A 26,129-nucleotide genomic window follows, 5' to 3' on the forward strand; every position below is an offset into this window, starting at 1 on the left:
CCGCCAGCTTCAGAGCTGTCAGGTGCACGACGCGTCTCCATGGAACGTCGTGTTCCTGGAAGCGCGTCAACGTCAGCAAATGGCGCGCAGGAGGCTTTGGCCAACATGCATTTCCACGCTCAAAGCTTTACCGCGCGCAGGCGAAGGGCGTTGCCGATGACGCTGACGGACGAGAGCGCCATGGCCAACGCAGCGATCCCCGGGGACAGCAGAAGACCAAACACCGGATAGAGCAGGCCTGCGGCGATCGGGACACCCGCGACATTGTAGGCGAAGGCAAAAAACAGGTTCTGACGAATGTTGCGCATCACCGCGCGAGACAGCCGCCGAGCCTTTATCAAGCCCTGCAAGTCACCCTTGAGCAGCGTGACCCCGGCGCTCTCGATGGCGACGTCGGCTCCTGCGCCCATGGCGATGCCAACGTCAGCAGCGGCGAGGGCAGGGGCGTCGTTCACCCCGTCCCCGGCCATGGCCACCACCCGGCCCTCTGATCGCAGCTTTACAACCACTGCGGCTTTTTGCTGAGGCAAAACATCGGCCTCGACGTCATCGATGCCCAACTTGGTCGCCACTGCCAGGGCTGTAGTTCGATTGTCGCCGGTCATCATCACCAGACGAAGCCCCTCGGCCTTCAATTGACGGACCGCCTCGGCTGTCGTCGTCTTGATCGGGTCAGCAATGGCGAGAACGCCCGCTAGCTTGCCATCGATGGCGACGAAGATGGCCGACGCGCCATCTCTCCTCAGCGCATCGGCCGTGGTTGCCAATGCGCTCGTGTCGATGGCCTGTTCCACCATGAAGGCGGGCGAGCCGAGCAGTATGCGGCGCCCCTCGACCTGACCTATGACGCCCTTGCCGACCGGCGAGTCAAAGTCGATGGGAGTGGTCAGCGGGAGGCTGCGATCGTTAGCGGCGCGCACGATAGCGTCCGCCAGCGGGTGCTCGCTGGAACGTTCGAGGCTCGCCGCAAGCCGGAGTAGATCGGCCTCGTCAACCCCGGGAACCACGAGGATTTGGGTGACCGACGGCCGACCTTCAGTAAGGGTTCCGGTCTTGTCCACGATCAGGGTGTCGATCTTCTCAAAGCGCTCCAGGGCTTCGGCGTCCTTGATCAGGACGCCGGCATGCGCCCCCCGACCAACCCCCACCATGATGGAAATGGGCGTTGCCAGGCCAAGCGCGCAGGGACAGGCGATGATCAGCACCGACACCGCCGCAACAAGGCCATGAGCCAGGGCCGGCTCTGGACCCACAAAGGCCCAGATCGCGAAGGCGATGATCGCCGAGAGGATAACCGCTGGCACGAACCAGCCCGAAACACGGTCTGCCATGCGTTGGATGGGCGCGCGGCTACGCTGGGCCTGGGCCACCATCTGAACGATCTGGGACAGCAGAGTGTCAGCGCCGACCTTTTCAGCGCGCATGACAAAGGAGCCGGTCTTGTTGATCGCGCCGCCGACCACCTTGTCGCTTGGCCCTCGGGTGACGGGCATGGACTCGCCCGTCACCATCGATTCGTCGATCGACACGCGACCTTCGAGCACCTCACCGTCGACAGGAACCTTTTCACCAGGCCGAACACGCAGGCTGTCGCCGACGGTGATGAGATCTAGGGTCACCTCTTCATCGGTTCCGTCGCTGCGCACCCGACGGGCGGTCTTGGGCGCAAGGTCCATCAGCGCGCGGATCGCCCCCGATGTCTGCTCGCGGGCTCTCAGTTCGAGCAATTGGCCCAGCAGGACGAGGACCGTGATGACGGCGGCGGCTTCGAAATAGAGCGGCGCGCTGCCGTCGGCGGATCGGAAGGCGGTCGGGAAGACGTCCGGCGCCAAGACGGCCACGACGCTGAATATCCAGGCTACGCCGGTCCCCATGGCGATGAGCGTGAACATATTGAGGTTGCGGGTAACCAGCGATTGAGCGCCACGCCGGAAGAATGGCCAACCCGCCCAGAGCACCACCGGTGTTGCCAGCACAAACTGGATCCAGCCAGATGTGGCTGGGCCAAGACGCATCGTCAGGCCAGTGACGTGTCCGCCCATTTCCAGGGCAAAGACCGGGACAGTCAGCGCAAGGCCGACCCAAAACCGGCGTGTCATGTCGGCCAGCTCGGGGTTGAGGCCCGCGTCAGCGGTAATCAAGTCCGGTTCAAGCGCCATGCCGCAAATGGGGCAGGCCCCTGGCCCGACTTGGCGAACCTCCGGGTGCATCGGGCAGGTGTAGATCGTTCCTGCCGGGGCCCCTTTGGCCGGGGCCTGCTCGTCGCCCGCGAGGTATTTCTGAGGATCCGCGACGAACTTCGCGCGGCATCCCGCTGAGCAGAAGACATAGGACCGCCCGTCGTGAGACCACTTGTGGGCCGTCGTCGCGGGGTTCACCGTCATGCCGCAGACAGGATCTACGGTCTCGGTGCCCTCGGCGGTCGGCTGCACATGGGTACAGCCCGGTCCGTGCTGATGGTGTGTATGTCCCGCTGGGTCCGCCATATTAGCCTCCTGGGCGCCGCCGACGACGACCGCCAAATCAACGCTCGGGCTTCCCACCGTGGGAAGGTCAAGCCTTCTTGTCCAAGAGGGAACGCGTGGGCATCGTTGATAGACAGGTAAACGGCCCACCGGACCCTTGAATGGCCGAGGAACTCATCTCGCGCGCTGCACGAGCGTTTGCCTTCCAGCCCGCTCTGTCGGCTCCGTTCCGCTGGTGAGATCCGCCAAAATCGGACAATCTGGCCGCTCGTCGCCGGCGCAACATAGCGACAAATGTTGAAGTGTATCGGCCATGGCCTGCATTTCCGCGATGCGGGCGTTCAGATGGGCCAGGTGACGATCAGCGATCGCCTTGACCTCACGGCTGGGCCGGCTGCGATCTCGCCAGAGCGAGAGCAGTTGGGTGATCTCCTCCATGGAAAATCCAAGGCTCCGCGCGCGCTTGATAAAGCGCAGCTCGTTGATCTGGCGCTCGTCGTACTCGCGATAGTTGGAGTCGGAACGACTGGCGGGCTGAACCAGGCCGATCTCGTGGTAGTAGCGGATCATCTTGGTAGTGACGCCGGATGCCTTTGAGGCCTGACCGATGTTCATGCGATGCTTCCTTGAGCAGCTGGGTATTCGACAGGCCTGGTCGGTTTAAAGGTCCGAAGACGCAGGGCGTTGGCCAAAACGCTGACACTGGAGAGGGCCATGGCGCCGGCGGCGACCATCGGCGAAAGCAACAGTCCGAAGGCTGGATAGAGCAGCCCAGCGGCCACGGGGATCAACACCACATTGTACCCGAAAGCCCAGATGAGGTTCTGGCGGATGTTACGGATGACGGAGCGGCTCAGGTCGATAGCGGTGGCGACGCCGCGCAGGTCGCCGCGCATCAGCACCACGTCGGCGCTTTCGATGGCGATGTCAGTTCCCGCGCCCATGGCAATGCCAATGTCAGCGCTGGCGAGGGCTGGGGCATCGTTGACGCCGTCTCCGACGAAAGCCACGCGTCCGTAGCGAGCCTGCAGCGCCACAATTGCCGCAACCTTTCCATCAGGCAGCACTTCGGCGACGATTTCGTCGAGCTCAAGCTGCTTGCCAACCGCTGCGGCCGTGCGGCGGTTGTCGCCTGTGATCATCACGACCTTCAGTCCTGCTGCGCGCAAAGCCGCCAGCGCTTGCGGCGCGCTATCCTTGATGGGGTCAGCCACGGCTAGAAGAGCGGCGAGCCGGCCATCGATGGCCGCATAGAGGGGGGTCTTGGCCTGCTGGGCCAACTGTTCGGATTGGCTCGTGAAAATTGCGACGGAGACACCGAGCGTTTCCATGTAGCGATCCGCGCCCACCTGGACGCGGCGACCTTCTACGATCGCCTCGGCCCCGAAGCCCGGAAGAGCGTTGAAGTCGTCGGGTTCGGGAATGGTGAGGCCGCGTGCTTGCGCGCCTTCGACGATGGCTTGGGCTATCGGGTGCTCGGAGTTGCGCTCCACCGCAGCGACGGCGCTCAGTACGTCGGCTTCGGTGAACCCGTCGGCGAGAATGACGTCGGTCAGGGCAGGCTGGCCAAGGGTGAGGGTGCCAGTCTTGTCGAAAGCCACCGCCTGGACATCACGCAAGCCCTGCAGAGCCTCGCCGCGCCGAAAGAGCACGCCCAGTTCGGCGGCCCGGCCGGTGCCGACCATGATCGAGGTCGGCGTCGCCAGGCCCATCGCGCAGGGACAGGCGATGATCAAGACGGCGACGGCGTTGACGAGGGCGAAACTGAGCGCCTGGCTGGGCCCAAGCACCAGCCAGGCCGCAAAGGTCAAGGCCGCCGCGGCGATCACCGCCGGCACGAACCAGCTCGTCACCCTGTCAACCATGGCCTGAATCGGAAGCTTGGCGCCCTGGGCGGCCTCCACCATGCGCACGATCTGGGCCAGGAGGGTCGCTGCGCCGACCTTTGTCGCACGGAAGCGGAAAGCGCCCGTCTTGTTGACCGTTCCGCCCACCACGCCGGCCCCGACGCGCTTTTCCACCGGAACCGGTTCACCTGTGATCATCGACTCGTCAACGTAGGACGCGCCATCCAGCACTTCGCCGTCGACAGGAAGGCGCTCTCCTGGCCGGACAACGACAATATCGCCGGCCACGACTTCGGCGATTGGGATCTCGCGGACGGCGCCGTCGCGCTCCACGTGGGCGGTCTTGGCCTGCAGCGTCATCAACCGCTTGATGGCTTCGCTCGTGCGGCCCTTGGCCTGCGCCTCGAACAGCCGACCCACCAGGATCAGCGTGACGATCACCGCCGCGGCCTCGAAGTAGACGTGGTTGGCGCCGGCGGGGAGAAGGGCCGGAGCAAAGGTGGCGACCGATGAATAGGCGAAAGCGGCGGTGGCTCCCAACACCACCAGGGAGTTCATGTCCGGCGTGCGCCGGATCAGGTTGGGCACGCCCTTGCGGTAGAAGCGCAGGCCCGGTCCGAACAGAACCAGGGTTGCCAATGCAAAGCTGATCAGCCGCCAGGGCTGCTCGCCAACCGTGTCCGCCAGCAGATGGTGGACGCCGGGGATGAGGTGCCGGCCCATTTCGATGAGGAACAGCGGAAGGGTCGCAAGGGCTGAAAACACCGCGGCGCGCTTGAGGGCGTGGATTTCCGCCGCTCGCGCCTCTCGCTCCCGGTCGGAAAGGTCCGGACCGGCCTCGAGGATGGGGGTGGCGCGGTAGCCTGCCTTCTCGACAGCCGAGACCAGAGCGGTCGCGTCAACGCCTTCGAGCATTGTGACGGTCGCCCGCTCGGTCGCCAGGTTGACCTGCGCGCTCAGAACGCCAGGCGCGGCGCGAAGCGCCCGCTCGACCCGCCCTACGCAGCTTGCGCACGTCATGCCCTCGACCTTGAGATCGATGGTGCGTTCCAAAGGCTCGTAGCCGGCCTTGCGAATTGCCTCCGCAACGGCCGGCATCTGACCTTCGGCATTGAACTCCACGTGCGCTCGACCCGCCGCGAGGTTCACAAAAGCGCGTGCTACGCCGGGGACGGCGGCGATCGCTTTCTCCACCCGCCCCACGCAGCTCGCGCAGGTCATTCCGAGCACCGGAATGTCGATGGGCACTAGGGTTGTCTGGGACATCGGGCAGCTCCTGATCTTCGTTGCCCAGATCAGATAGACCTTCCCGTCATGGGAGGGTCAAGAGCGCTTCGCCCAGTCACTGAGGACGGCCGCTGTAGGCCCCAAATGTCTTTGAGGGGCGATCGGTGGGCTGGGCGTATAGATAGGGAACAACGTGCGGGGATCGTCATGACCAACACCCTGGATCGGTCGATCCAAACCTTGAGGTCCGAGCCGCCGGCCCCTGGCTACGACCATATCGACCAAGCGGTCTGGCGCGGGATCGCCGAGGTTCGGCGCGCTCGAGAGGCCGCGCCGGTCCTGAACGCTGTCCGCGCGGCGGCGGTCGTTGGCGGGCTTGCCCTGGGCGTCGCCGGCGGCGGCGTTACCGCGGTGGCCGTCGCGAGCGAGCCCCAGGAGATTTCCGCGTTCTCGGTCGCCAGCAAACTGGCGCCGTCCACTCTGCTGGATCATCAAAGATGAGGGGCCTCAGTCGCGGCCTCGTCATCACTCTATTGCTGACCCTGATCGCGGCCATGGGCGGAACCTGGATCGGCGCTCGCTACATCTATGTTCAGCGCCACCAGCCCTCGCTGCACGAGTTCGTGCACGACGAACTGAGGCTCAGCGCCGACCAGAGGGCGCAGATCGAGGTGTTGGAGCGCGACTTCGCGGTTCGCCGGCGGGCGCGGGAGGCGGAGCTTCGGGCCGCTAACGCCGATCTCGCCCGCGCCATTCAGGCCCGGCACGAGTACTCGCCGCAGGTACAGGCGGCGGTGGACCGCTTCCATGGGGCCATGGGCGAGCTTCAGAAGGAGACCATTCTGCACGTGCTGGCCATGCGCGCGGTCTTGACGCCTGAACAGGCCCGGCAGTTCGACACCCGTATCGGCAAGGCCCTCACCGAACCGGCGTCGTGACAGGGGAGGGGGACGCAGAGCTTGACCTCGTCGTGCGAGCGCGGGAGGGGGAGGACCAAGCGTTTGCCGCGCTGCTGCAGCGTCACAAGCCCGCGCTTTACGGCTTTGTTCGACGCTACGTGCGAGATGGCGACGGCGCGGCCGACGTGGTGCAGGAGAGCTTTATTGCCGCCTGGCGCTCACTCTACCGCTACGATGATCGCCGGTCCTTTGGGGTCTGGTTGCGCGCTATCGCATTGAACAAGTGCCGCGACCGCGCTCGCAGGCTCGCCGTCCGACGGTTCATTCTTGGCGAAAATGACGATGGTTCCGCCGAAGCTTTGGCTCAACACGACCTGGAGCCCGATGGCGAAACCAGCCTTGTGGCAAATGAACAGCGGGCGACCCTCCAGAAGGCCATCGATCAATTGCCGGCCAAGCTCAAGGAATCCTTGCTCCTGACCTACTTCGACGACCTCACCCAGAAGGAGGCGGCTGACGTTCTGGGCGTTACGGTCAAGACGATCGAGACGCGGGTCTATCGCGCGCGTCAGCGGCTTGCGGAGCTTCTCGACCGTTCGGCGATTTAACGCGTCAAAAGTCAGGGGTTCGCCGCCCTCGCTGCGTTGTCCATGCAGAAGCGCCAAGGCTTGACCTTCCTACCGTGGGAAGCCGGACAACGCCTCGACGTTCATTCTTCAAGGATCCCTGATGCCCAGGCTCCCTCTCGATATCGATCGCCGCGCCCTTCTGCGCGGGGGCGCCATTCTTGGCGCAGGCGCTGCGGTCAGCTCGCTGCTCCCCAACTGGGCGATGAGCGCCGAGCGTAGCAGCCTCTCTGCTCTTCCGACGCTGTCTGGCGAGGACATTAAACTCACGATTGGCCACACGCCTGTCATCATCGATGGGAAGACCAGCCATGCGGTGACCATCAATGGCACGGTCCCGGGTCCAATGCTGCGCCTCAAGGAGGGGCAGCAGGTCCGGATCGCCGTCACCAATACCCTGGACGAGGAGACCTCGATCCACTGGCACGGCCTCCTTGTGCCGACCCACATGGACGGCGTGCCGGGCGTAAGCTTCCCCGGCATCAAGCCCGGCGAGACCTTCGTCTACGACTTCCCGATCGTTCAGTCCGGGACGTACTGGTATCACAGCCACTCCGGGCTCCAGGAAGCCGAAGGCCACTACGCGCCCATCGTAATCGAGCCGGCGAAGGCAGATCCGGTCGCCTTTGACCGCGAACACGTGATTGTCCTTGCCGACCACAGCGAGATGCATCCGCACTTGATCTTCAAGCGGCTGAAGCAGCAGGGCGGGGTCTTCAACCATCAGCGCCAGACGATCGCCGGCCTCCTCGCAGGCCAAGACCAGACGCTGGCCGAGCGGACCGAGTGGGCCAGGATGTTGATGGATCCCACCGACCTCTCCGACGTCACCGGCGCGGTGCAGACCTTCTTGGTCAATGGGCATGGACCCAACGACAATTGGACCGGGCTCTTCAGTCCCGGCGAGCGCGTGCGACTGCGCTTCGTCAATGCGGCGGCTCAGATGATCTTCAACGTCCGCATCCCCGGGCTAAAACTGACCGTGGTGGCTGCGGACGGCCAGAACGTGCGACCGGTGGAGGTCGACGAATTCCAGATCGGCAATGCCGAGACCTACGACGTCATCGTGCAGCCGACTGAGGACCGGGCCTACACCCTGGTTTCAGAGGCGATCGACCGCTCGGGCATGGGCCGGGCGACGCTGGCGCCGCGCGCCGGCATGTCGGCTCCGGTCCCGCCACTGCGCGAGCGGCCAATCCTGACGATGAAGGACATGGGCATGTCCCACGAGTCGCACGGCGCTCCGGGTGCGAGCGGCAACAGCATGAACCACGGGAGCATGGCCGGCATGGATCATGGGAGCATGGCCGGAATGGGTGGCGCGGCCCCTCTTCCTGGCATGGCGCCGCCGCGTCAACGAGGGGGCGACCTGATGGGCGACATGGGCGGCATGGAGATGAACATGCTCGACTGGTCCAAGGCCCCTCAGATCAAGAAGGGTCCCGGCGTCCAGATGATCACGCCCATGCCGATGGACCGGACCGGCGAGGCGGGTCTTGGTCTCGAAAGCGTCGGCCACCGCGTCCTTGTCTACAAGGACCTCATCGCCCTGGAAGCGAACCCGGATCCAAGACCGCCGGAGCGGGCTCTGGAGATCCGGCTGACCGGCAACATGGAGCGCTTCATCTGGGGGTTCGATGGCTGGAAGTTCAGCGAAAACCCGCCGCCCTATTCCTTCCGAACTGGAGAGCGGGTGCGCGTCACCCTGGTCAATGACTCGATGATGACCCACCCGGTCCACCTTCACGGGCACTTCTTCGAACTGGTGCATGGACCCGTCGACCAAATGCCGCGCAAGCACACGGTCAGTGTCGCGCCAGGCGGGAAGGTAAGCTTCGACATGACCGCCGAGGCGGGCGACTGGGCCTTCCACTGCCATATGCTGTACCACATGCACGCTGGCATGTTCCAAGTCTTCAAAGTCCGCCCGGCGGAAGGAGCATCGGCATGATGCGCGCTTCGCTCCTCGTCCTGGCGATGGCCGGCTCAGCGTCCACTGCGGCCGCCCAGGCGCCGGTAGATCCGCACGCTGGCCATGTGATGAAGCAGCCAGCCAAGCCCGTCCAGGCTTCGGCGGACCCCCATGCCGGCCATGTCATGCCTGCCCCGCACGCTGCACATGTTGAGCCAGCGCCCGCGACGTCTGCAGACCCGCACGCCGGTCACCAAGCGCCGCCCCCAAACGCTCCGGCCGATCCTCATGCTGGGCACGTCATGCCCGCGCAGTCGGCTGCGCCCGCCGATCCGCACGCGGGGCACACCATGCCGGCGTCCCAGCCGGCGCCTGTGGACCCGCACGCCGGCCATGCCATGCCCCCCCCGAGCCCCGCTCGGACGGGCGTCGATCTGCCCGTGGGCGATGCGGCGCCACCGCCCGTTATCGTGGACAACCTCGCCGACCAGATGTTTGGCAGCGGCCCGATGCAGCGGGCGCGCGTGACACTGGAGAACGAGCATGGCGGTTCGCGCATCTCCAAGGTTCAAGCTGACCTGCTGGAATGGGCGCCGGATGGCGAGCGCTACGGCTGGGAAGTCGAGGGCTGGTACGGCGGCGACATCAACCGGCTGGCCATTAAGACCGAAGGCGAGGGGGCGTCCCGTGAGGGCGTCGAGGCCGCAGAGGTGCAGCTTCTCTACTCGCGGGCCGTATCCCGCTACACGGACGTACAGGTGGGATTGCGGTACGATCTGGAACCCAGATCCCGCACCTATGCGACGCTCGCCGTCGACACCATGTTGCCCTACTGGTTCGAGGCCGAGGGTGCGGTTTTCCTTTCCAGCAAGGGCGATGTTCTGGCGCGGGTTGAGGGCAGCTACGACTTGCGCCTCACTCAGAGACTGATCCTGCAGCCGCGCGCTGAGCTAGAGCTTGCCGCTCAGGATATCCCGGAGAGCGACATTGGGTCGGGGCTGTCGACCGGCGAGTTCGGCCTGCGATTGCGCTACGAAATCCGCCGGGAATTCGCGCCCTATATCGGCGTCGCCTACGAACGCGCCTTCGGCGACACAGGGCGGCTTGCTCGCGCGCATGGCGAGGCGGTGGAAAGCACCCGGTTCATCGTCGGCCTGCGGGCCTGGTTCTAAGAATATCTTCCGGCCGACCCTTGACCATACCATCATGGGAAGCCCCATCTCCAGCAGCGAGGCGATGAACAAGGAGATTGCGATGCTTCGCTACCAAGTCGACGACATGACCTGCGGCCACTGCGCCCAGACGATCACCCAGGCCTTGAAGGACCTCGACCCAGATGCCGAGGTGGCAGTGGATCTGGGGGCCAAGCACGTCGCGGTCACCAGCCTGTTCGCGTTAGACCGGATCGAGCATGCGATCCGCTCTGCAGGCTACACCCCGCGCGCCGCCGAGACGGCTCCAGGCGCGACAAAAGGCGGTTGCTGTGGGAGTTGTTGAGGGGCGCGGGAGCCAGAGCGCGTATATCAACAGGCGGGGACAGCGCAGGCCCCTCCGATCGAGTTTTGCGCCCAAGAGGAAGTCCATGAACACTCTCGCCAAATCCGTGCTGGCCGCAGTCGCGCTGACCGTTCTGAGCGCCGGCGCTGCCTTTGCCGCCGACTGCTGCTGTTGCAAGGACAAGGACGCCAAAATGGCCTGTTGCGACAAGAAGCCTGAAGCTGCGCCTGCCCCGGATGCGCCGGCCCCCAAGCCCCAGCACCAGCACTGACTCAATGCGGCCGCGAAAGCGGCCGCAACACCGCCGAGGCCGACATGATTTCTCGTAGAGCCGTTCTCGCCGGCGCGGGCTTGCTCACTCCGGCGATAGCGTTCGCGGCAAACCCGGCAATGACCGTCCACAAGACGGCCGCCTGTGGCTGCTGCGGTGGCTGGATCACGCTGATGCGACGTGCAGGGTATCAGCCGAACGTTGTCGTGGTGGAAGATTTAGGGCCGCTCCATGAGCGCTACCGGATCCCGGTCGAGTTATCCTCCTGTCACCTCGCCACCATCGGCGGCTATGTCACCGTTGGCCATGTGCCCGCGGGCGATATCGCCCGCCTGCTGAAAGAGCGGCCAAAAGCGCTCGGGCTTACTGTACCAGGCATGCCGCTGGGATCTCCTGGCATGGAGATGCCGGACGGCCGCAAGGAAGCCTACGACACTCTGCTCCTGCTACCTGGCGGCAAGACGCGGGTATTCGCCAAGCACGCCTAGCAGCACCAGACTAGTGAACGGACGGCGGGGGCAGCGTCCCGAACCAGGCCACCAGAGCCAGCACCAGCAGGCTTAGACCCGCTTCGACGACAACGCTGCGGCGTAGCGCTGCCAAGGCGGCGCTTTTCGCTGCAGGCTCTCTAAGGGCTCCTCCCAACGCGGGCGCCAGGCAGTAGCGATTGGCTGCAGCTAGGCCGACCATCGCTGTGAACAGCAGGATTTTCAGGCTCAGAAGGCGGCCATAAGAGGTGGTCCATAGGCCCTCGATCCGGTCGAGCCCCACCAGGACTGCGCTGTTCACCATGCCGGTGAGAACCAGCGTGGCGACGAGCAGCGCCCCTATGCCTGAAAAGCCTTGAAGAGCACTGTGCAGAGCCGCCACGCTCTCGGACGTTCTGGGCCGTGCGAGGAGCAGCAGGGCGAAAACTACGAGCGCACCAACCCAAAGGGCCGCCGCCCAGCCATGCACAATGTCGGCCGCCAAATGTAGGGGGGCGATCGGCCCCTCGGTAGCGGCGCCGTGGCCCATCCAGGCGAAACTCGCCACAGCCACCGCCCCAAGCGCCGCCGTCAGGCCCCAGCTTGGACGGCCGGGCTTGAGCACGAGGACAAGCAAGGCCGCTAGCCCGGCCGCGACCGCTCGACAGATCGCCGCCTTGCCAAGGTCCATGCCCGTTATGACCGCTAATAGGGTTTCCGGCTTGACGCCGTCGCGTATCGATCCGGCGAGAATGCTGGCGTGGACTGGCAGCGAGAGGAGAGCGGCAATGGCTAGGAGGGCTCCGGCGCCCGCGAGCAGGGGGCGGGCCCAGGCAGTCTGCGCCGCAGATGCTGCCCCGGACCTCGGAAGGGCGTAGATGAAGAAAAGCGGCGATCCGAGAAGGATCATCGCCCCTGCATATTGCATCAGCCTGAGGACGATGACCGCAGGCTCGAGCACGTCAGCCCACCTTGAAGGCGACTTCACCCGCCATCTTGTGGCCGTCGGCGGCTGCCGCCGTGTAGACAATCTTGTACGCGCCAGAGGCCAGAGGCGTTTGCGGCGTTCCAACGATGCTCTTGCCATCCTTCGAGACCGTCGTCCGCACCGGTATCTTCATCCCGCCATGCTCAGGCATGGTGACTTCGAACTTGGAGAAGGCTGGGACCACCTTGTTGCTAAAAGTCAATACGATCGTCTTGGGAGCCGTCTTCACGCTCGCGCCAGCGACGGGGTTCGAACTCACCAGATGGGCGTGAGCCCAAGCTGGGCTGTTGGCAAAGAGCGCTGCCGTCATTGTTAGGCCAGTAAGGCAGAAAAGTCGTTGTCGCATCTCAAGTCTCCAAACGGGTCGGCTCACAAGAAGACTACGCGGCCCTCGCCTCTCGCCCCTCACTTTGCACACACTGCTAGCACGTTGGAGTACGGCTCCGGGGGGGGAGCGGAGCGCCTCGCCGGTGTCCCAGGTTCCCGTAGACGACCGTCGGAATCGCGCTTCAGCAAGACGATGAGGGCTGACCTATCTCTCGCGCGTATATGCGGCAGGGCGGGGGTATAGAATGAAAGTCGTTGATCAGATTGGGCGTGAACCAACGCCCTTCCCAAACAGTCTGCCCGCGCTGACCTCGATCCGCTTTGCGCTGGCTCTGGGGGTCGTGCTCTTCCACTACCAACTGCAATGGCCTTGGAACGCCATGCCTTTGACCGGCATCTTCGATCGCGCTGGCCTCGGCGTCGATGCCTTCTTTATCTTGTCTGGCTTCGTCCTCACCCATGCCTATCGTCAGGTGCTAGAGGACGGGCAGTTGGACTACCGCCGCTTCTTGGCGGCGCGCTTCGCACGTGTTTACCCAGCCCATATCGCCGTTTTGGGGTTCGTGCTGGTGATGGTCGGCGCGGGAACCCTGATCGGCGCAGAGTTCGATCGGCGGCTCTACAATCCTGTTGGCCTGCTCACCACCGTCTTGCTGGTGCATGCTTGGTTGCCGGAAACGGTCGTGGCGGAATGGAACGGCCCTTCATGGTCGCTTTCCGCCGAATGGTTCGCCTATCTCGCCTTTCCCGCCTTCGCCTGGATCGGCCTCGTCCTGGCCCGTCGACCATGGATCCTGCTCGCCCTGTCGGCGCTGGTCTTCCTGGTGCTGGATCTGGCCTACCAAGCGGTGTTTGGAGACTTGATAGTCCACGCGCAGCTGAACATGGGCGTACTGCGGATCATACCCGAGTTTCTCTATGGGATAGGTCTTTACCGGCTGGGCCAACGGGTGCTGTTTGCTCGACGCCAGGCGATCGGCGCGGCCTGGCTGTCGGCAATCATTCTGTTGCTGCTGATGCATTTCAAAGCGGACGAGCGGGTCGTGGTGGCTGCGGCCGGACCCTTGGTTCTCAGCCTGGCCCTTCTGTCGAAACCCGGCGCTGATCGCGCGGTCGCCCGGCCGTGGATGTTGGCCGCAGGCGAAGCCTCATACGCCCTGTACCTGGTGCACATGCCCGTCCTGATTGGATGGAAGGGGGTCAACTCCGCTCTGACCCAACGCTCAAGCGCTTACGTGTTGGCGTGGTGGGAGGTTGCTTGCCTGCTTTTCCTGACGCTCGTGGCGGCGTTTGCGGTGCACTACCTTATTGAGAGACCCGCGCGCACATGGATCCGGCGCGGCGCCGACCGCCTCTGGCCGGCGACTGTTCAGGCAAAATCGCCCGGCCCACGCACTCTGGGCCCGTGAGCGGCCGACAGTTCGATCAAAGCGGAAATCAACAGACTTCAGCTGCCTCATCAAACCTCTAACCTACACGGGGTTCCATCATCCCGAAGTGGATACAAGTTAGCGTTAGATCGACGGTGCCACCGAAGCTCTCGGTTCCTGGGTGTCGTACGTCCGACGCCCGATTGAACGCCATTGGCAGCGGCCGCTGGCAACGCTGAGCGTCTGCGTTCTGGAGGGGAGGGAAGTTCCGCTTCTGGCGCTCGGCGGTCTCAATTGTGGTGAGGTTTGATCCTCGCAGGTTCAACAAGACGTTCCTTCGCTATGGAACGGAGGCGGGCGAAAATCATTCTAGCCAAGCTTGCACCAGTCGGCGGCCTTCCATACGGCTCGGGTCGCTCGCTTCAAGCCGGGGGATGATTTGGAATTTCGTGGACTCCCCGCATCGTCATTCAATGTTCGTGATGCCGCCTGACGCGATGAGCGAGAGCGCACAGCCCAAGCTGGATCTCGACGCCTGCGCGGCTGAGCCCATCCGAGTTCCAGGCGGCGTTCAGCCCCACGGCGCGCTTGCGGTGGTGGATCTCGGCAGTGGTGAAATCCGGCAGGCCAGCGCCAATTTGGCCGCGTTTCTGAAGCTGATGGATCGTCCATCGCGCCTGGACGATATCGATCCGACCGGCGAACTCGCGACCGAACTGAAGGCCTGGCTGGAGAGTGACGAGGCGCTGTTCCTACGCACCGTGCAACTCGCGGCCGGACCACAGCAGGTCGCCGCGCACCGCAGCGAGCAAGGGGCGATCGTCGAGTTCGAAGCGCCGCCCGCCAGCGAGGGCGAGACGCTGGAGGCGCTTTACCCGCGCCTGCGCCGGTTCATGGGCGCGACGGAAGAAGCCCGCGATCTGCGCGCCATCACCGACGCCGCCGTTCGTGAGGTGTGGGCGCTGACCGGCTTCAACCGCGTCATGCTCTACAGCTTCGACGCCGAAGGCGTTGGGACCGTGCTCGCCGAGGATGGCGACGGCATCCTGCCGTCCTATCTCGATCTGCGGTTCCCGGCCTCGGACATTCCCGCCCAAGCGCGGGAGCTCTATCGGCTCAATCGCCTGCGACTGATCCCGGACGCCAACTATGCGCCATCGCCGATCGAGCCGGCTCTGAGCCCGGTTGATGGGAAGCCGCTGGATTTGTCTGGCGCGGCGCTGCGCAGCGTCTCGCCGATCCATCTGCAATACATGCGCAACATGGGCACCCTGTCGTCCATGTCGATCTCGATCCTGGTCGATGGCGCGCTGTGGGGCCTGATCTCTGGCCACAGCGCGCAGCCGCATCTGGTCAATCCGCAAGTGCGGACGGCCTGCGACTTCCTGGGCCAGATCGTTTCGCTGCAGATCGCCTCGCGTGTCCGGGCCCAGCTGGCCGCCGACCACGTGGCCGCCAAGCGGCTGGAGACGGCGCTGCTGAGCCGCCTGGCGCCGGTCCAGGACTTCCAGGTTGGGCTGGTCGACAATCCAGACCTCTGGCTGGACCTGGTGCGGGCCCAGGGCGCGGCGATCATCAGCGGCGGCGCGGTCTCCGTCGTCGGCCAGACCCCGTCGGTCCAGGAGATCCAGCTTCTCGCCAGCTGGCTGCAGAAGCGGGGCGAGGCGACCTTCGCGACCGACTCCCTGGCCAGCCTGTGGCCGCCGGCCGAGCAGTTCGCGCCGGACGCCAGCGGCGTCCTGGCGATCTCGATCTCCCAGTTGCACGCCGACTACATTCTCTGGTTCCGGCCGGAGGTGGTTCGCACCGTCACCTGGAGCGGCGATCCGACCAAGCCGGCCAGCGACACCGGGATATTGCATCCGCGCAAATCGTTTGAGGCCTGGAAGCAGCAGGTGCGCCTGCGCGGCCTTCCCTGGACCGACGTTGAGATTGAGACCGCCGCCGATTTCCGCAACGCTATCCAGAACTTCGTGTTGCGCCGGGCCGAGGAGCGCGCCGAGCTGACCGCCGAACTGGAGCGCAGCAACAAGGAGCTGGAGGCGTTCTCCTACTCCATCAGCCATGACCTGCGCGCGCCGTTCCGCCACATCGTCGGCTATGCCGAATTGCTGAAAGCCAAGGAGGCGGCGCTCGACGACAAGTCGCGCCATTACATCCAGACCATCGTCGACGCGGCCCTGACCGCCGGCCGCCTGGTCGACGACCTGCTGGCGTTTTCGCAGCTGGGGCGTTTGCCCGTCAGCCGCGCCCGCGTCGACATGCGCAAGCTAGCCGACGAAACGCGGCGAGCCCTGGAAGTCGCGACCGAGGGAAGGACGGTGCGATGGGAAATCGGCGCCTTGCCGCCCGCGTTCGGCGACGCCAGCCTGCTGCGCCAGGTGATGATGAACCTAGTCGACAACGCGCTGAAATACAGCCGTCCGCGCGACGAGGCGGTGGTCACGATCGGCGGCGAGGATCGCGGCGAGGTCACCGCCTATTGGGTGCGCGACAACGGCGTCGGGTTCGATATGGCCTATGTCGGCAAGCTCTTCGGCGTATTCCAGCGCCTGCACCGCATCGAGGATTTCGAGGGCACGGGCATCGGCCTGGCCCTCTCCAAGCGGATCATCGACCGCCATCACGGAACCATTGAGGCCTACGGCAAGCTGGGTGAGGGGGCGACCTTGCTCTTCACCCTGCCCAAGGCCGATCCATCAGACGACAAGGGATACTAACCGCCGTGGCCGACCTGCGACCCATCCTCCTGGTGGAGGACAACCCGCGTGACCTGGAACTGACCCTGGCGGCCTTAGCCAAATGCCAACTGGCCAACGAGATCATTATCGCGCGCGACGGCGCCGAGGCCCTCGACTACGTCTATACGCGCGGCGACTACAGTGACCGGCCGGCCGGCGATCCCGCGGTCATCCTGCTGGATTTGAAGCTGCCCAAGATCGACGGCCTGGAAGTGTTGGCGACGCTGAAGGGCGACGGCAACTTCCGCCAGATCCCAGTCGTTATGCTGACGTCGTCGCGCGAAGAGCGGGATCTCGTCACCAGCTACGAGCAGGGGGTCAACGCTTTCGTGGTCAAGCCGGTCGATTTCAACGCCTTCTTCGAAGCCATAGAGAGCCTGGGAATGTTCTGGGCGATCCTCAATGAACCGCCGCCTCGCGCCGGCCTGCCCGATGGACGATAGTTCGTCGCGCGTGCTCTGCGCGCTCCTGCTCGAAGACAGCGACATCGACGCCGAGCTGGTGGTGGGTCATCTGGCCAAGGCCGGGCTGGTCTGCACCATCAAGCGCGCGATCGATCGCAAGACCTTCCTCGACGCGGTCGAGAGCGGCGAGTGCGAGATCATCCTGGCCGACTACGCCCTGCCGGATTTCGACGGCCTATCGGCCCTGACCATCGCCAAGGCGCTGGCGCCCGACATCCCCTTCGTCTTCGTGTCGGGCGTGGTGGGCGAGGAGTTCGCGACCGCCGCCATCAAGCGCGGCGCCACCGACTACGTGCTCAAGCGCAATCTGACTCGGCTGGGTACGGCCGTCGAACGCGCCCTGACAGAGGCCCGGCAGCGCGGCGAACGCCGCTGGGCCGAGGAGGCGCTGGCCCGCAGCGAGCTCAATCACCGACTGGCTATCGAAGGTGCGGGGCTGGGGGTCTGGAGCTTCGACCGCCGAACTGGCGCGTTGGCGATCGACGCGCGCTGCAAGACGTTGTGCGGTCTCGCCGAAGACGCCGAGGTCAGCCTCGGCCGGCTAATGCGTCTGTGCTGGCCCAATGATCGTCTGCGGCTGCGCGCCGTGGCTCGGCGCGCGGCGCGGCCCGACGCGGGAGACGACGGTGTCTTCACTCTGGAGATCGTCGTCGATGGTCTGGATGGCAGAGAGCGGACTCTTGCGGTGCATGGCCAAGCCATCTTCGAAGCCGGTATTTGCCTACGCTTCGCGGGCGTGGCCAGCGACGTTACCGACCAGCGTCGAGCACATGATGCGCTGGAACGTCTGAATGAACGACTGGAGGCCGAGGTCGAGGCCCGTACCGCCGAACGCGACCGCATCTGGCGTCTGAGCCGTGACCTCTTTGCAGTGCTCGACCTCAAGGGCCGGTTCAAACAGGTCAATCCTGCCTGGACCGCCCATCTTGGCCATGCGGCTGGCGCCATGCTGACGGTCGGGCTCTCGGATCTTCTCCACGTCGACGACTTCGAAGTCGCCCGCGGCATATTCCAAGGGCTGAATAGCGACGGACCCGATCGGTTCGACGCGCGAGTTCGTCATGCCGACGGCAACTGGCGTTGGATCGCCTGGACGGCGACGCCCGAACGCGACGCCTTCTACGTCGTGGGGCGCGACATCACCGAGGAGAAGCTGGCGGCTGACGCCTTGGCGATGACCAACAATCAGCTGCGCTCACAGATCGATGAGCGCCAACAGATCGAACAGACGCTGCAGCAGATGCAGCGGCTCGAAGCTGTAGGCCAATTGACTTCCGGCGTGGCGCACGACTTCAACAACCTGCTCACCGTCATCCTGGGCAACATCACCTTCGTCGAGCGCGCCTTGCCCGAGCTGCGCGCCGATCCAGCGATCGCCAAGCGGGTGGGGCACATGCGCACGGCCGCTGAACGCGGGGCCAGTCTGACGGCCCAGCTCCTGGCGTTCTCGCGCAAGCAGAAGCTGGCGCCCAAGGCCTTGGACCTCAACGAGGCGGTCGGCGGCATGCGTGAACTCCTGCAGAGCACCATGGGTGGCAGTATCCGCATCGAGGCGGTGCTCAAGCCCGGACTGTGGCCGGCCTTGGTCGATCCCACCCAGATCGAGATGATCATTCTCAACCTGGCGATCAATTCGCGCGACGCCATGGAAGTCGGCGGCGGACTGACCATCGAAACCAACAACGTCACCGTCACCCAGGCGCCTGTGCGTCCTGAAGAGCCGGCGCCCGGCGAATATGTCGAGCTGTCGGTCAGCGATACCGGCCATGGCATGCCTGAGGAGGTGTTGGCTAAGGCGTTCGAGCCGTTCTTCACCACCAAGGCGGTCGGCAAGGGCTCGGGACTTGGCTTGGCGCAAGTGTTCGGTTTCGCGAAGCAGTCTGGTGGCGGCGTGCGCATCGACACTAGGATGGGCGAGGGCACTTCGGTCAGGGTCTATCTGCCGCGCGCCGCGCTCGAGGAGGCCCGCGCCGTTGCCGCTGGCCTGGCACCGTTGTCGGCGGTCGCGGCCAACACGACGATCCTGGTCGTCGACGACGACAGCGCCGTGCGCGAGATCACGATCTCACTGCTCACGGAAATGGGCTACCAGATCGTCGAGGCCGGCAGCGGGACAGCGGCCCTGACGCTGTTAAGCGAGCGTCCGGACATTGACCTCCTGCTGGTCGACTACGCCATGCCCGGCATGAGCGGCGTCGAGACGGCAACCCGCGCCCGGGCCATGCGGCCCAACCTGCCGTGCATGTATGTTACAGGCTATGCCGACCTGGCGGCGCTGCGCGAGGTGGGGGGGCAGTCCGTGGTTCAGAAGCCGTTTGCGGGCGACGAGCTGGCGCGAAAGGTCCAGGCCGTTCTCGGTGGACCGTCGGACGCCGAGAACGTGGTCTCGCTGACTTCCGGCCGGCGGCGCGACCCGCGTGGCTAGGGTGGCCGCCGACTCCTTGCCGCCTCCCGTCGCCGACACCAGTCGACGGTTTCGGTTGCGCAACGCCACTCGGGGCGAACATGCGCGCCTTGACGCACTCATCAGGGGCGCGGGTTTCCTGACGAACAGGTCGCGTTATCTGGCCTATTTGTCCGCGACCCTCAACGCACGCGAGGCGATCGAGCGCGCCCTGGGCACCGCGAACGCCGTCGGAGTTTATGCAGCCTGGCCCCAGCGCAGGATCGCCAGCTATCTTCGGCAGGACCTTCGAGATCTTGGGCACGCGGCACCCCTGCCGAGCGAGCCGTCCGACTTCACGGTCTCGGGCCGCGCTGGAATTCTCGGAGCCCTCTACGTTCTGGAAGGCGCCAGCCTAGGCGCCCGGCTCCTGCAGAAGGCTGTTCTTGACCTGGGTATGGACGCGGCTTTTGGCGCGCGACACATGGCGATGCAGACCGCCGACAGCTCGGCTTGGCTACGGTTCACATCCTTGCTCGACGAGGCGGACTTCGACGCGCCCGATGAAGCCGAATGCGCACAAACAGCATCGCGAACGTTTGAACGGTTCGAGCAAGCTTATCAGGAGGCCTTGATCCGGCGCCAGCCAGTGACGCAGTCGTCATAGGAAGGTCCGCTTTCCGGACCCGCCTCAATGTCCGGAAGTTCGTCGTGTCGGACATCCTTCGTTGGTGTCACAGGGCATTTTTCGGAAGGCGCACCTTCAGATCATCTCCAGCGGCTTTCGCTGTCGCGGCTGCGGGAACGCGTGATCGAGCGTCGTCAGATCGGCCTCGTCGAGCTGCAGGTCCGCGGCGGCGCGGTTGTCGCGGACATGGGCGATGGAGCTAGCCTTGGGGATGGCGATCACGCCGGGGCGCCGTAGCAGCCAGGCCAGGGCGACCTGCGCCGCCGTGGCGCCCTTGCGTTCGGCGATCGTGCGTAGCGCTGGATGGTCGACGAGGCGGCCTTGCTCGACCGGGCTATAGGCCATCGTGGGAATATGGCGCTGTTCCAGCCAAGGCAGCAGGTCGATCTCCGGGCCACGACGCGTCAGGTTGTAGAGGATCTGATCGGTGGCGCAGCGCGCCCCTCCGGCGGCCGCCAGCTCCTCCATGTCGTCGGTGTCCAGATTGCTGACGCCCCAGCGCGCGATCTTGCCGGCGTCGACCAGCCGCTCCATCGCCTCCACGGTCTCCACCAGGGGAACATTGCCACGCCAGTGGAGGAGATAGAGATCCAGCGTCTCGACGCGAAGTCGGCGCAGGCTACCCTCGCAGGCCCCAGCGAGCCGAGCGCGCGAGGCGTTCTGCGGATAGGCCTTGCTCACCAAGAAGACGCGATCGCGGATGCCGGCGATCGCCTCTCCAACCAAGGTCTCGGCCGCACCCTCGCCGTACATCTCGGCAGTGTCGATGAGCGTCAGGCCAAGCTCCACGCCTTCGCGCAGCGCGGCGACCTCTTCAGCGCGGCGGTCGGCGCGCTCGGCCATCATCCAGGTACCCTGGCCAAGCGCGGGGACCGTGGCGCCGTCGGGAAAGCTTGCTGTTTTCATACTGTTCCAAACGCAGAAGCGGCCAATTGGCCCATCCAAGCTAGATAGCCGGTCTTCTCTCGGCCAGGCGGTTCCGCTAGGGCGCGCGGGACGGTGACTGTCCTCTTGATGTCGATGCTGAATGTCCAGTTCCTGGAAGTACGCCAACGGCAGAAAATGGCGCGACCCGGTAGCTTGCTGGCGGCCGTCTAGCTCGGCCGCAGCATCACCACCTTGCCCTTCACCCCACTCGAACAATAGCTCGCCCAGGCTTCCATCAACTTGCGACGCTTTTCAAAGAGATCGCCCCGGCGGTAGGCAGCCTCGGCTTTGTTCGCGATCGTGTGAGCCAGGGCCATTTCGCAGACTTCGTGCGAAAAGGTCGTCATTTCGGATGCCCAATCGCGGAACGTGGACCGAAACCCATGGACTGTGATGTCGCTCTTCATCCGCCGCAACAGCATCGCCATAGCCATCGACGATAGCGGCGACTTCGGCGTTGCACCTGGGAAAATGTAACCGATAGAGCTGACCTCAAGCCGCTCAGCAAGTATCTTCATCGCACAGCTAGACAGCGGAATACGGTGCTCGCGGCCCGCTTTCATGCGGTCAGCCGGGACAGTCCAGATCTCCTTCTCCAGATTGATCTCGTCCCAACTAGCACCTAGCAACTCGCCCGAACGCGCTCCCGTGAGAATTAGGAACTCCAGAGCACGGGCCGCCACGGCACCCCGCGTTCCGAGGTTGGCCATGAACTCCGGAACAGCGTCATAGGGCAGCGCGGCATGATGTCCTCGCGTCAATCGCTGGCGCTTAGGTAGAAGCTGGTTCAGATGACCTCGCCAACGGGCCGGATTCTCGCCGGATCGCAGCCCTCTGGCCTTTGCTGCATCCAAAACGTTCTCTATGCGCCCGCGTAGGCGCTCCGCAGTTTCGGGCGTACGGGTCCACAGCGGTTGGAGAACGTCCAAGACGTCTTGGGTCGTGACCTCGTTGACTGGGCGCTCGCGAATTGCAGCAGCGTATTTGGTCAACGTCATTTTCCATTGTGCCGCGTGCTTTGCGTTACGCCAGGAAGGGCTCATGGCTTCGACATAGGCGTCGGCACAGTTACCGAACGTCTGTGTCGTGTCGTCCTTTACGCGCTCCGCCTTCGGATCGGTGCCGGCGGCAAGCATAGCGCGGAAGGTTGCAGCTTCGGCCCGCGCATCTGCCAAAGTCAGGTCTCTTCGCCCGCCAAGCCCAAGTTCAACGCGCCTGCCGGCCCGCGTGTGCATGAAGACCCAACGCCGACGCCCTCCCTCGTCGATCGAGAGGTAAAGACCCCCGCCATCGGAATGTCGGCCCGGCCTGCTAAGCTTGGCCGCCTGGAGCGCGGTCAACTTATGGAGTGAACGGCCGCTCATGAGAGTCTCCGCCTAACATCTCCGCCGAACTGTTTCGGCCCCATTTCGGGCCCCACTTTCGGTCCTACTTTCATCATGCGACCGAGTGGAGCGCTCAGGCACAATGTAGCACAGACCGGATAATAAACACATTAAAATCCGTAACTTAAGAAGATGTGGCGGGACGAGATAGAACGGTATGGGAATACTGCTTTGGCGGACACCCTCTCCGCCATTACCCCCTGAAAATCATCGACCCGAAGCTCACGCGTTGAATAGCACGAGCCGACGCGCGCCCTTTAGCTTCGACTAGTAGCTGGGGGCGACCGAAGGCGTTTTGCCCTCCACCCAGGCCTGGGCGAAGGCGTTGCTTTCTTCTATCTGCTTGCTCAGCACGCCCAACCAGCCGCCAGTCCAGGTTTCGAACGCCGGCGAACCGCTGGGCGTCAGCAACTTCTCTGGCAATGTACGGACCAGATAGATGGGGTTCTGGCCGAGCGCATACTCTTGGCCGAGCGTCTGGAACACCCCGCCGTCCAGAACGAAGACCGTATGGCCACCGCGCGCAAGATTGACGCGATCGAACCTCTTGCCTTTCAGCGCCTCGGCCGCTTGGAACAGGGCGCGGAAAAGATCGATGGGCGCGGCCTCTTTGACGGACCACAGATCGAGCGTCAGGACGGTCGGCGATACGGCGTAGGCGCGATAGGCCACGAGCGTCAGGCCTTTGTTGCGGTCGTCACGACCAAGCGCCGAGGCCACAGGCGCCGCGACGAACGCGTTGAACAACAAGACCATGACCAGCCCGGCAACGCCGATAAGCGCGGCAAGCTTAGGCTTTGAAGTCGAAGTTCCAGGCATCGCCACCTTGCCGCATCCGTCCGCTCTCCCCCACGGCGCGGATCAAAGCTTAGCGTATGGCCTAGCTTCAGGCGTGACCAGACATGCAATTCAAATTTGAACCCATCGTAAGATATCGTCCGAAGATGGAAATCGAACCAAGTCGAACATCCTCGCGAAAACGGCGAGCGCCTCGGAAACTGGACCGACCTGCGCGCCTCGAGCGTCTAGCGCCGCCGCGTGCTCTCGCGCTCGACCAGCTGTGACGGCACGGTTCGCGCCACGCAGGTCGCACCCGCTTCCACGCTCAGCAGCGCCATCGCCGCCTCGACCAGCGCCTCGACGTCCTGGTCGAACGAGGTCAAGCGGTAGGGGGCCCAGGCGGCCATGTCGAGATTGTCGTAGCCGACCACCAGAACATCGTCAGGGACCTTCAGGTCGAACGCTTCACGCAGGGTGTCGATCACGCCGAAAGCGGCCAGGTCGTTGGCGCAGAACACGGCGTCGGGCCGCTCCGGGCCGGCGAACAGCGCCCGCGCCGCCGCCTCGCCGCTGGCGTAGTCATAGCCGCCGCCGGCTCGAACGGCCGGCGGCAGGCCAAGGCTCGCCAGGCCCTGGGCGAAGCCGGCCTCGCGGGCGACCTGGGCCGGGCTGTCGGCCGGGCCGGCGACGAAGCCGAAGCGCGTTCCGCCGCGCGCGTGCAGCAGCCGGGCCGCCGCCTCGCCGGCGGCGAAGTTGTCGGACGACACCGAGCGGATCCAGTCGCCGGCCAGGTCGGAGTTCAGGGTGACGATCGGGATACGCAGCTTGGCCAGCTGGTCGGCGGCGTCCTGCGAGGTCAGGGCCAGGGCCGAGACCACGGCGTCGACCCGGTAGCCGGCCAGCTGGTCGACCACCCCATCGAGAACGCGGTCGCTGTCGACCCGCACCAGCAGCATCTGCCGCCCCGCCGCCGTCAGGGCTAGGGAGAACGCCTCCAGGGTCATGGCGAAATAAGGATTGTAGAAGCCGCCCACGACCACGGCGACGATGCCCGAGCGGTTGGTCTGCAGGATCTTCGGCAGCAGGTTGGGCCGATAGCCCAGGGCCTCGGCGGCGGCCATGACCTTGGCGCGGGTGGCCTCGGCGATCCTGGCGCCCGGCGTGAAGGCGCGCGACACCGCCGACTGCGACACCCCCGCCGCCCTGGCCACGTCGGTCGACGACGGCGGCCGCCAGTTTCCGCTCATGCGGCGATCCCTCGCACCCTTTTCCCCACCGCGCCGTCTTTAGAGGGTTGCGCGCCGGCTGGCGAGTGAATAGCTATGCACGCATTCGATCAAACCGCAGCGCGGCCCTAACCGCGCGCCATCCTCGCCGGAATCCGCCCGGGCGAGCGACAGGCGCGTGCGTGACCGGCTCACTGCTTTTCGTCCAGCAAGGCCCGCCATGAGCGACCCGACTTCCCGCAGCGCGCCTTCGGCGACCCTCGTGCAACTGGCCCTGTCCCTGGGCGGCTTCGCCATCGGCACCACCGAGTTCGCCTCGATGAGCCTGCTGCCCGACTTCGCCCGCGCCCTGGGCGTCGACGAGCCGACCGCCGGCCACGCCATCAGCGCCTATGCCCTGGGCGTGGTGGTCGGGGCGCCGGTGATCGCGGTCCTGGCCGCCAAGATCGCCCGCCGTACCCTGCTGGTCGGGCTGATGGTGCTGTTCGCGGTCGGCAACGGCCTGTCGGCCCTGTCGCCCAACTTCGAGACCATGGTGATCTTCCGCTTCCTCAGCGGCCTGCCGCACGGGGCCTATTTCGGCGTCGCGGCCCTGGTGGCCGCCTCGCTGGCCGCGCCAGACAAGCGGGCTTCGGCGGTAGCGCGGGTGATGATCGGCCTGACCGTGGCCACCATCGTCGGCGTGCCGCTCGCCAACGCCGTCGGCCAATGGATCGGCTGGCGCTGGGGCTTCGTCATCGTCGCCGCCCTCGCGGCCCTGACCGCCATCTCGGTATTCCTGCTGGCCCCGCGCGACGCCGCGCCCAAGAACGCCAGCCCGCTGCGCGAGCTGTCGGCCCTGGCCAGCCGCCGCGTCTGGTTGACCCTGGGCATCGGCGCCATCGGCTTTGGCGGCATGTTCGCGGTCTACACCTACCTGGCCTCGACCCTGCTGGAGGTCACCCACGCCTCGCCCGCCGCCCTGCCGCTGGTGCTGATGGTGTTCGGCCTGGGCATGACCGCCGGCACCCTGGTCTGCGCCTGGGCCGCCGACCGCGCCCTGATGCCGGCCGTCGGCGCCATCCTGCTGTGGAGCGCCGCCTCGCTGGCCCTCTATCCGATGGCCGTCGGCAGCCTGTGGACCCTGGTCCCGGTGGTGTTCCTGATCGGCTGCGGCGGCGGGCTGGGCGCGGCCTTGCAGACCCGGCTGATGGACGTGGCCGGCGAGGCCCAGACCCTCGCCGCCGCCCTCAACCACTCGGCCTTCAACACCGCTAACGCGCTCGGCCCCTGGCTGGCCGGCATGACCGTGGCGGCCGGCTTCGGCTGGCGCTCGACCGGCTGGGTCGGCTGCGCCCTGGCCCTGGGCGGCTTCGTGATCTGGGCGATCGCCCTGTGGGACGACCGCCGCCAGACCGAGGCGACGGCGGCGGCTTAAGAGGCCACCGCCTTTTCCTCATCTCTCCCCTTCCCCCGCCTCCCTCGCCCTTGTGGCGAGGGCCCATGCCGACGGCTGCTCAGACGGCGGCCGTACGCGAAAGGTCTGAGCAGGTTGCACGATGGGTCCTGGGCACAAGGCCCAGGAAGGCAGTCGGAGAGCGGCGAGGGTTAGACCTTCACCGCGTCTCTCAGCGCCACGGCCACGGCCTCCGCATTAGGC

23 protein-coding genes are annotated in these 26,129 nt (G+C 65.3%); 14 read left to right on the forward strand and 9 right to left on the reverse strand.

Going from position 1 to position 26,129, the window contains the following annotated elements:
- Window positions 1-119: 119 nt before the first annotated feature.
- From I4Q42_RS14650 to I4Q42_RS14660, 3 genes are all read right to left on the reverse strand, one after another.
- Window positions 120-2,486: a heavy metal translocating P-type ATPase gene (locus I4Q42_RS14650; RefSeq protein WP_198576850.1), complete on the reverse strand. Its 2,367-nt coding sequence runs from the start codon at window positions 2,484-2,486 to the stop codon at window positions 120-122.
- 153 nt (window positions 2,487-2,639) lie between these two features.
- Window positions 2,640-3,080, reverse strand: a complete 441-nt coding sequence (gene cueR / locus I4Q42_RS14655) for a Cu(I)-responsive transcriptional regulator (protein WP_198576822.1) — start codon at window positions 3,078-3,080, stop codon at window positions 2,640-2,642.
- On the reverse strand, window positions 3,077-5,578 hold the full coding sequence (locus I4Q42_RS14660; RefSeq protein WP_198576823.1) for a heavy metal translocating P-type ATPase: 2,502 nt from the start codon (window positions 5,576-5,578) through the stop codon (window positions 3,077-3,079). Before I4Q42_RS14660 ends, cueR begins: the two co-directional genes overlap by 4 nt.
- Window positions 5,579-5,746: 168 nt before the next feature.
- On the opposite strand from I4Q42_RS14660, the gene I4Q42_RS14665 reads away from it, so the two are divergent.
- From I4Q42_RS14665 to I4Q42_RS14700, 8 genes are all read left to right on the forward strand, one after another.
- The gene (locus I4Q42_RS14665; protein ID WP_198576824.1) at window positions 5,747-6,040 is read left to right on the forward strand and encodes a hypothetical protein; all 294 of its coding nucleotides are present in this window, start codon (window positions 5,747-5,749) and stop codon (window positions 6,038-6,040) included.
- A complete protein-coding gene (locus I4Q42_RS14670) occupies window positions 6,037-6,477 on the forward strand; it encodes a Spy/CpxP family protein refolding chaperone (protein ID WP_198576825.1) in 441 nt (146 codons plus the stop codon). The genes I4Q42_RS14665 and I4Q42_RS14670 overlap by 4 nt, the downstream gene beginning before the upstream one ends.
- A gap of 32 nt (window positions 6,478-6,509) precedes the next feature.
- On the forward strand, window positions 6,510-7,046 hold the full coding sequence (locus I4Q42_RS14675) for an RNA polymerase sigma factor (protein WP_332873085.1): 537 nt from the start codon (window positions 6,510-6,512) through the stop codon (window positions 7,044-7,046).
- Between the two features lie 121 nt (window positions 7,047-7,167).
- Entirely contained in the window at window positions 7,168-9,015 is a 1,848-nt protein-coding gene (locus I4Q42_RS14680; RefSeq protein ID WP_198576827.1) for a copper resistance system multicopper oxidase, read from the forward strand.
- A 263-nt stretch (window positions 9,016-9,278) separates the two neighbouring features.
- Window positions 9,279-10,148: a copper resistance protein B gene (locus I4Q42_RS14685; RefSeq protein ID WP_232793141.1), complete on the forward strand. Its 870-nt coding sequence runs from the start codon at window positions 9,279-9,281 to the stop codon at window positions 10,146-10,148.
- A gap of 82 nt (window positions 10,149-10,230) precedes the next feature.
- A complete protein-coding gene (locus I4Q42_RS14690; RefSeq protein ID WP_198576829.1) occupies window positions 10,231-10,473 on the forward strand; it encodes a heavy-metal-associated domain-containing protein in 243 nt (80 codons plus the stop codon).
- Window positions 10,474-10,558: 85 nt separating this feature from the next.
- Entirely contained in the window at window positions 10,559-10,744 is a 186-nt protein-coding gene (locus I4Q42_RS14695) for a hypothetical protein (RefSeq protein WP_198576830.1), read from the forward strand.
- A gap of 119 nt (window positions 10,745-10,863) precedes the next feature.
- The gene (locus tag I4Q42_RS14700) at window positions 10,864-11,232 is read left to right on the forward strand and encodes a DUF411 domain-containing protein (protein ID WP_232793142.1); all 369 of its coding nucleotides are present in this window, start codon (window positions 10,864-10,866) and stop codon (window positions 11,230-11,232) included.
- 10 nt (window positions 11,233-11,242) lie between these two features.
- On the opposite strand, the gene copD is transcribed toward I4Q42_RS14700, so the two are convergent.
- The gene (gene copD / locus I4Q42_RS14705; protein ID WP_198576832.1) at window positions 11,243-12,172 is read right to left on the reverse strand and encodes a copper homeostasis membrane protein CopD; all 930 of its coding nucleotides are present in this window, start codon (window positions 12,170-12,172) and stop codon (window positions 11,243-11,245) included.
- A gap of 1 nt (window position 12,173) precedes the next feature.
- Window positions 12,174-12,545 (reverse strand): copper homeostasis periplasmic binding protein CopC, encoded by a 372-nt coding sequence (gene copC / locus I4Q42_RS14710; RefSeq protein ID WP_198576833.1) that lies wholly within the window; start codon window positions 12,543-12,545, stop codon window positions 12,174-12,176.
- A gap of 226 nt (window positions 12,546-12,771) precedes the next feature.
- Here copC and I4Q42_RS14715 point away from each other — a divergent pair, with 226 nt between their 5' ends.
- The 5 genes from I4Q42_RS14715 to I4Q42_RS14735 all read left to right on the forward strand — a co-directional run bounded on the left by I4Q42_RS14715 (window position 12,772) and on the right by I4Q42_RS14735 (window position 20,151).
- Complete coding sequence (locus I4Q42_RS14715; RefSeq protein ID WP_198576834.1) at window positions 12,772-13,935, forward strand: acyltransferase family protein; 1,164 nt, start codon at window positions 12,772-12,774, stop codon at window positions 13,933-13,935.
- Window positions 13,936-14,393: 458 nt separating this feature from the next.
- A complete protein-coding gene (locus tag I4Q42_RS26415; protein WP_198576835.1) occupies window positions 14,394-16,616 on the forward strand; it encodes an ATP-binding protein in 2,223 nt (740 codons plus the stop codon).
- A gap of 5 nt (window positions 16,617-16,621) precedes the next feature.
- A complete protein-coding gene (locus I4Q42_RS14725) occupies window positions 16,622-17,080 on the forward strand; it encodes a response regulator (RefSeq protein WP_198576836.1) in 459 nt (152 codons plus the stop codon).
- The gene (locus I4Q42_RS14730) at window positions 17,040-19,526 is read left to right on the forward strand and encodes a response regulator (RefSeq protein ID WP_232793143.1); all 2,487 of its coding nucleotides are present in this window, start codon (window positions 17,040-17,042) and stop codon (window positions 19,524-19,526) included. The genes I4Q42_RS14725 and I4Q42_RS14730 overlap by 41 nt, the downstream gene beginning before the upstream one ends.
- A 55-nt stretch (window positions 19,527-19,581) precedes the next feature.
- Entirely contained in the window at window positions 19,582-20,151 is a 570-nt protein-coding gene (locus I4Q42_RS14735; protein WP_198576837.1) for a biliverdin-producing heme oxygenase, read from the forward strand.
- A 96-nt stretch (window positions 20,152-20,247) separates the two neighbouring features.
- Here I4Q42_RS14735 and I4Q42_RS14740 read toward each other — a convergent pair whose 3' ends face one another.
- From I4Q42_RS14740 to I4Q42_RS14755, 4 genes are all read right to left on the reverse strand, one after another.
- Complete coding sequence (locus I4Q42_RS14740; RefSeq protein ID WP_198576838.1) at window positions 20,248-21,078, reverse strand: aldo/keto reductase; 831 nt, start codon at window positions 21,076-21,078, stop codon at window positions 20,248-20,250.
- Window positions 21,079-21,266: 188 nt separating this feature from the next.
- Window positions 21,267-22,463, reverse strand: a complete 1,197-nt coding sequence (locus I4Q42_RS14745; protein WP_198576839.1) for a tyrosine-type recombinase/integrase — start codon at window positions 22,461-22,463, stop codon at window positions 21,267-21,269.
- Between the two features lie 288 nt (window positions 22,464-22,751).
- Window positions 22,752-23,240 carry a hypothetical protein gene (locus tag I4Q42_RS14750; protein WP_198576840.1) on the reverse strand — a complete coding sequence of 163 codons (489 nt, stop codon included), beginning with the start codon at window positions 23,238-23,240 and terminating at the stop codon, window positions 22,752-22,754.
- Window positions 23,241-23,509: 269 nt separating this feature from the next.
- Window positions 23,510-24,511: a LacI family DNA-binding transcriptional regulator gene (locus tag I4Q42_RS14755; RefSeq protein ID WP_198576841.1), complete on the reverse strand. Its 1,002-nt coding sequence runs from the start codon at window positions 24,509-24,511 to the stop codon at window positions 23,510-23,512.
- Window positions 24,512-24,710: 199 nt separating this feature from the next.
- Between I4Q42_RS14755 and I4Q42_RS14760 the strand changes: the two genes are divergently transcribed.
- Window positions 24,711-25,907, forward strand: coding sequence for an MFS transporter (locus tag I4Q42_RS14760; RefSeq protein WP_198576842.1), 1,197 nt, complete (start codon window positions 24,711-24,713; stop codon window positions 25,905-25,907).
- Window positions 25,908-26,129: the final 222 nt, after the last annotated feature.

Origin of the sequence: Caulobacter hibisci (assembly GCF_016135805.1) — a bacterium.
In the GTDB taxonomy this organism is placed as follows: Bacteria; Pseudomonadota; Alphaproteobacteria; order Caulobacterales; family Caulobacteraceae; genus Caulobacter; species Caulobacter hibisci.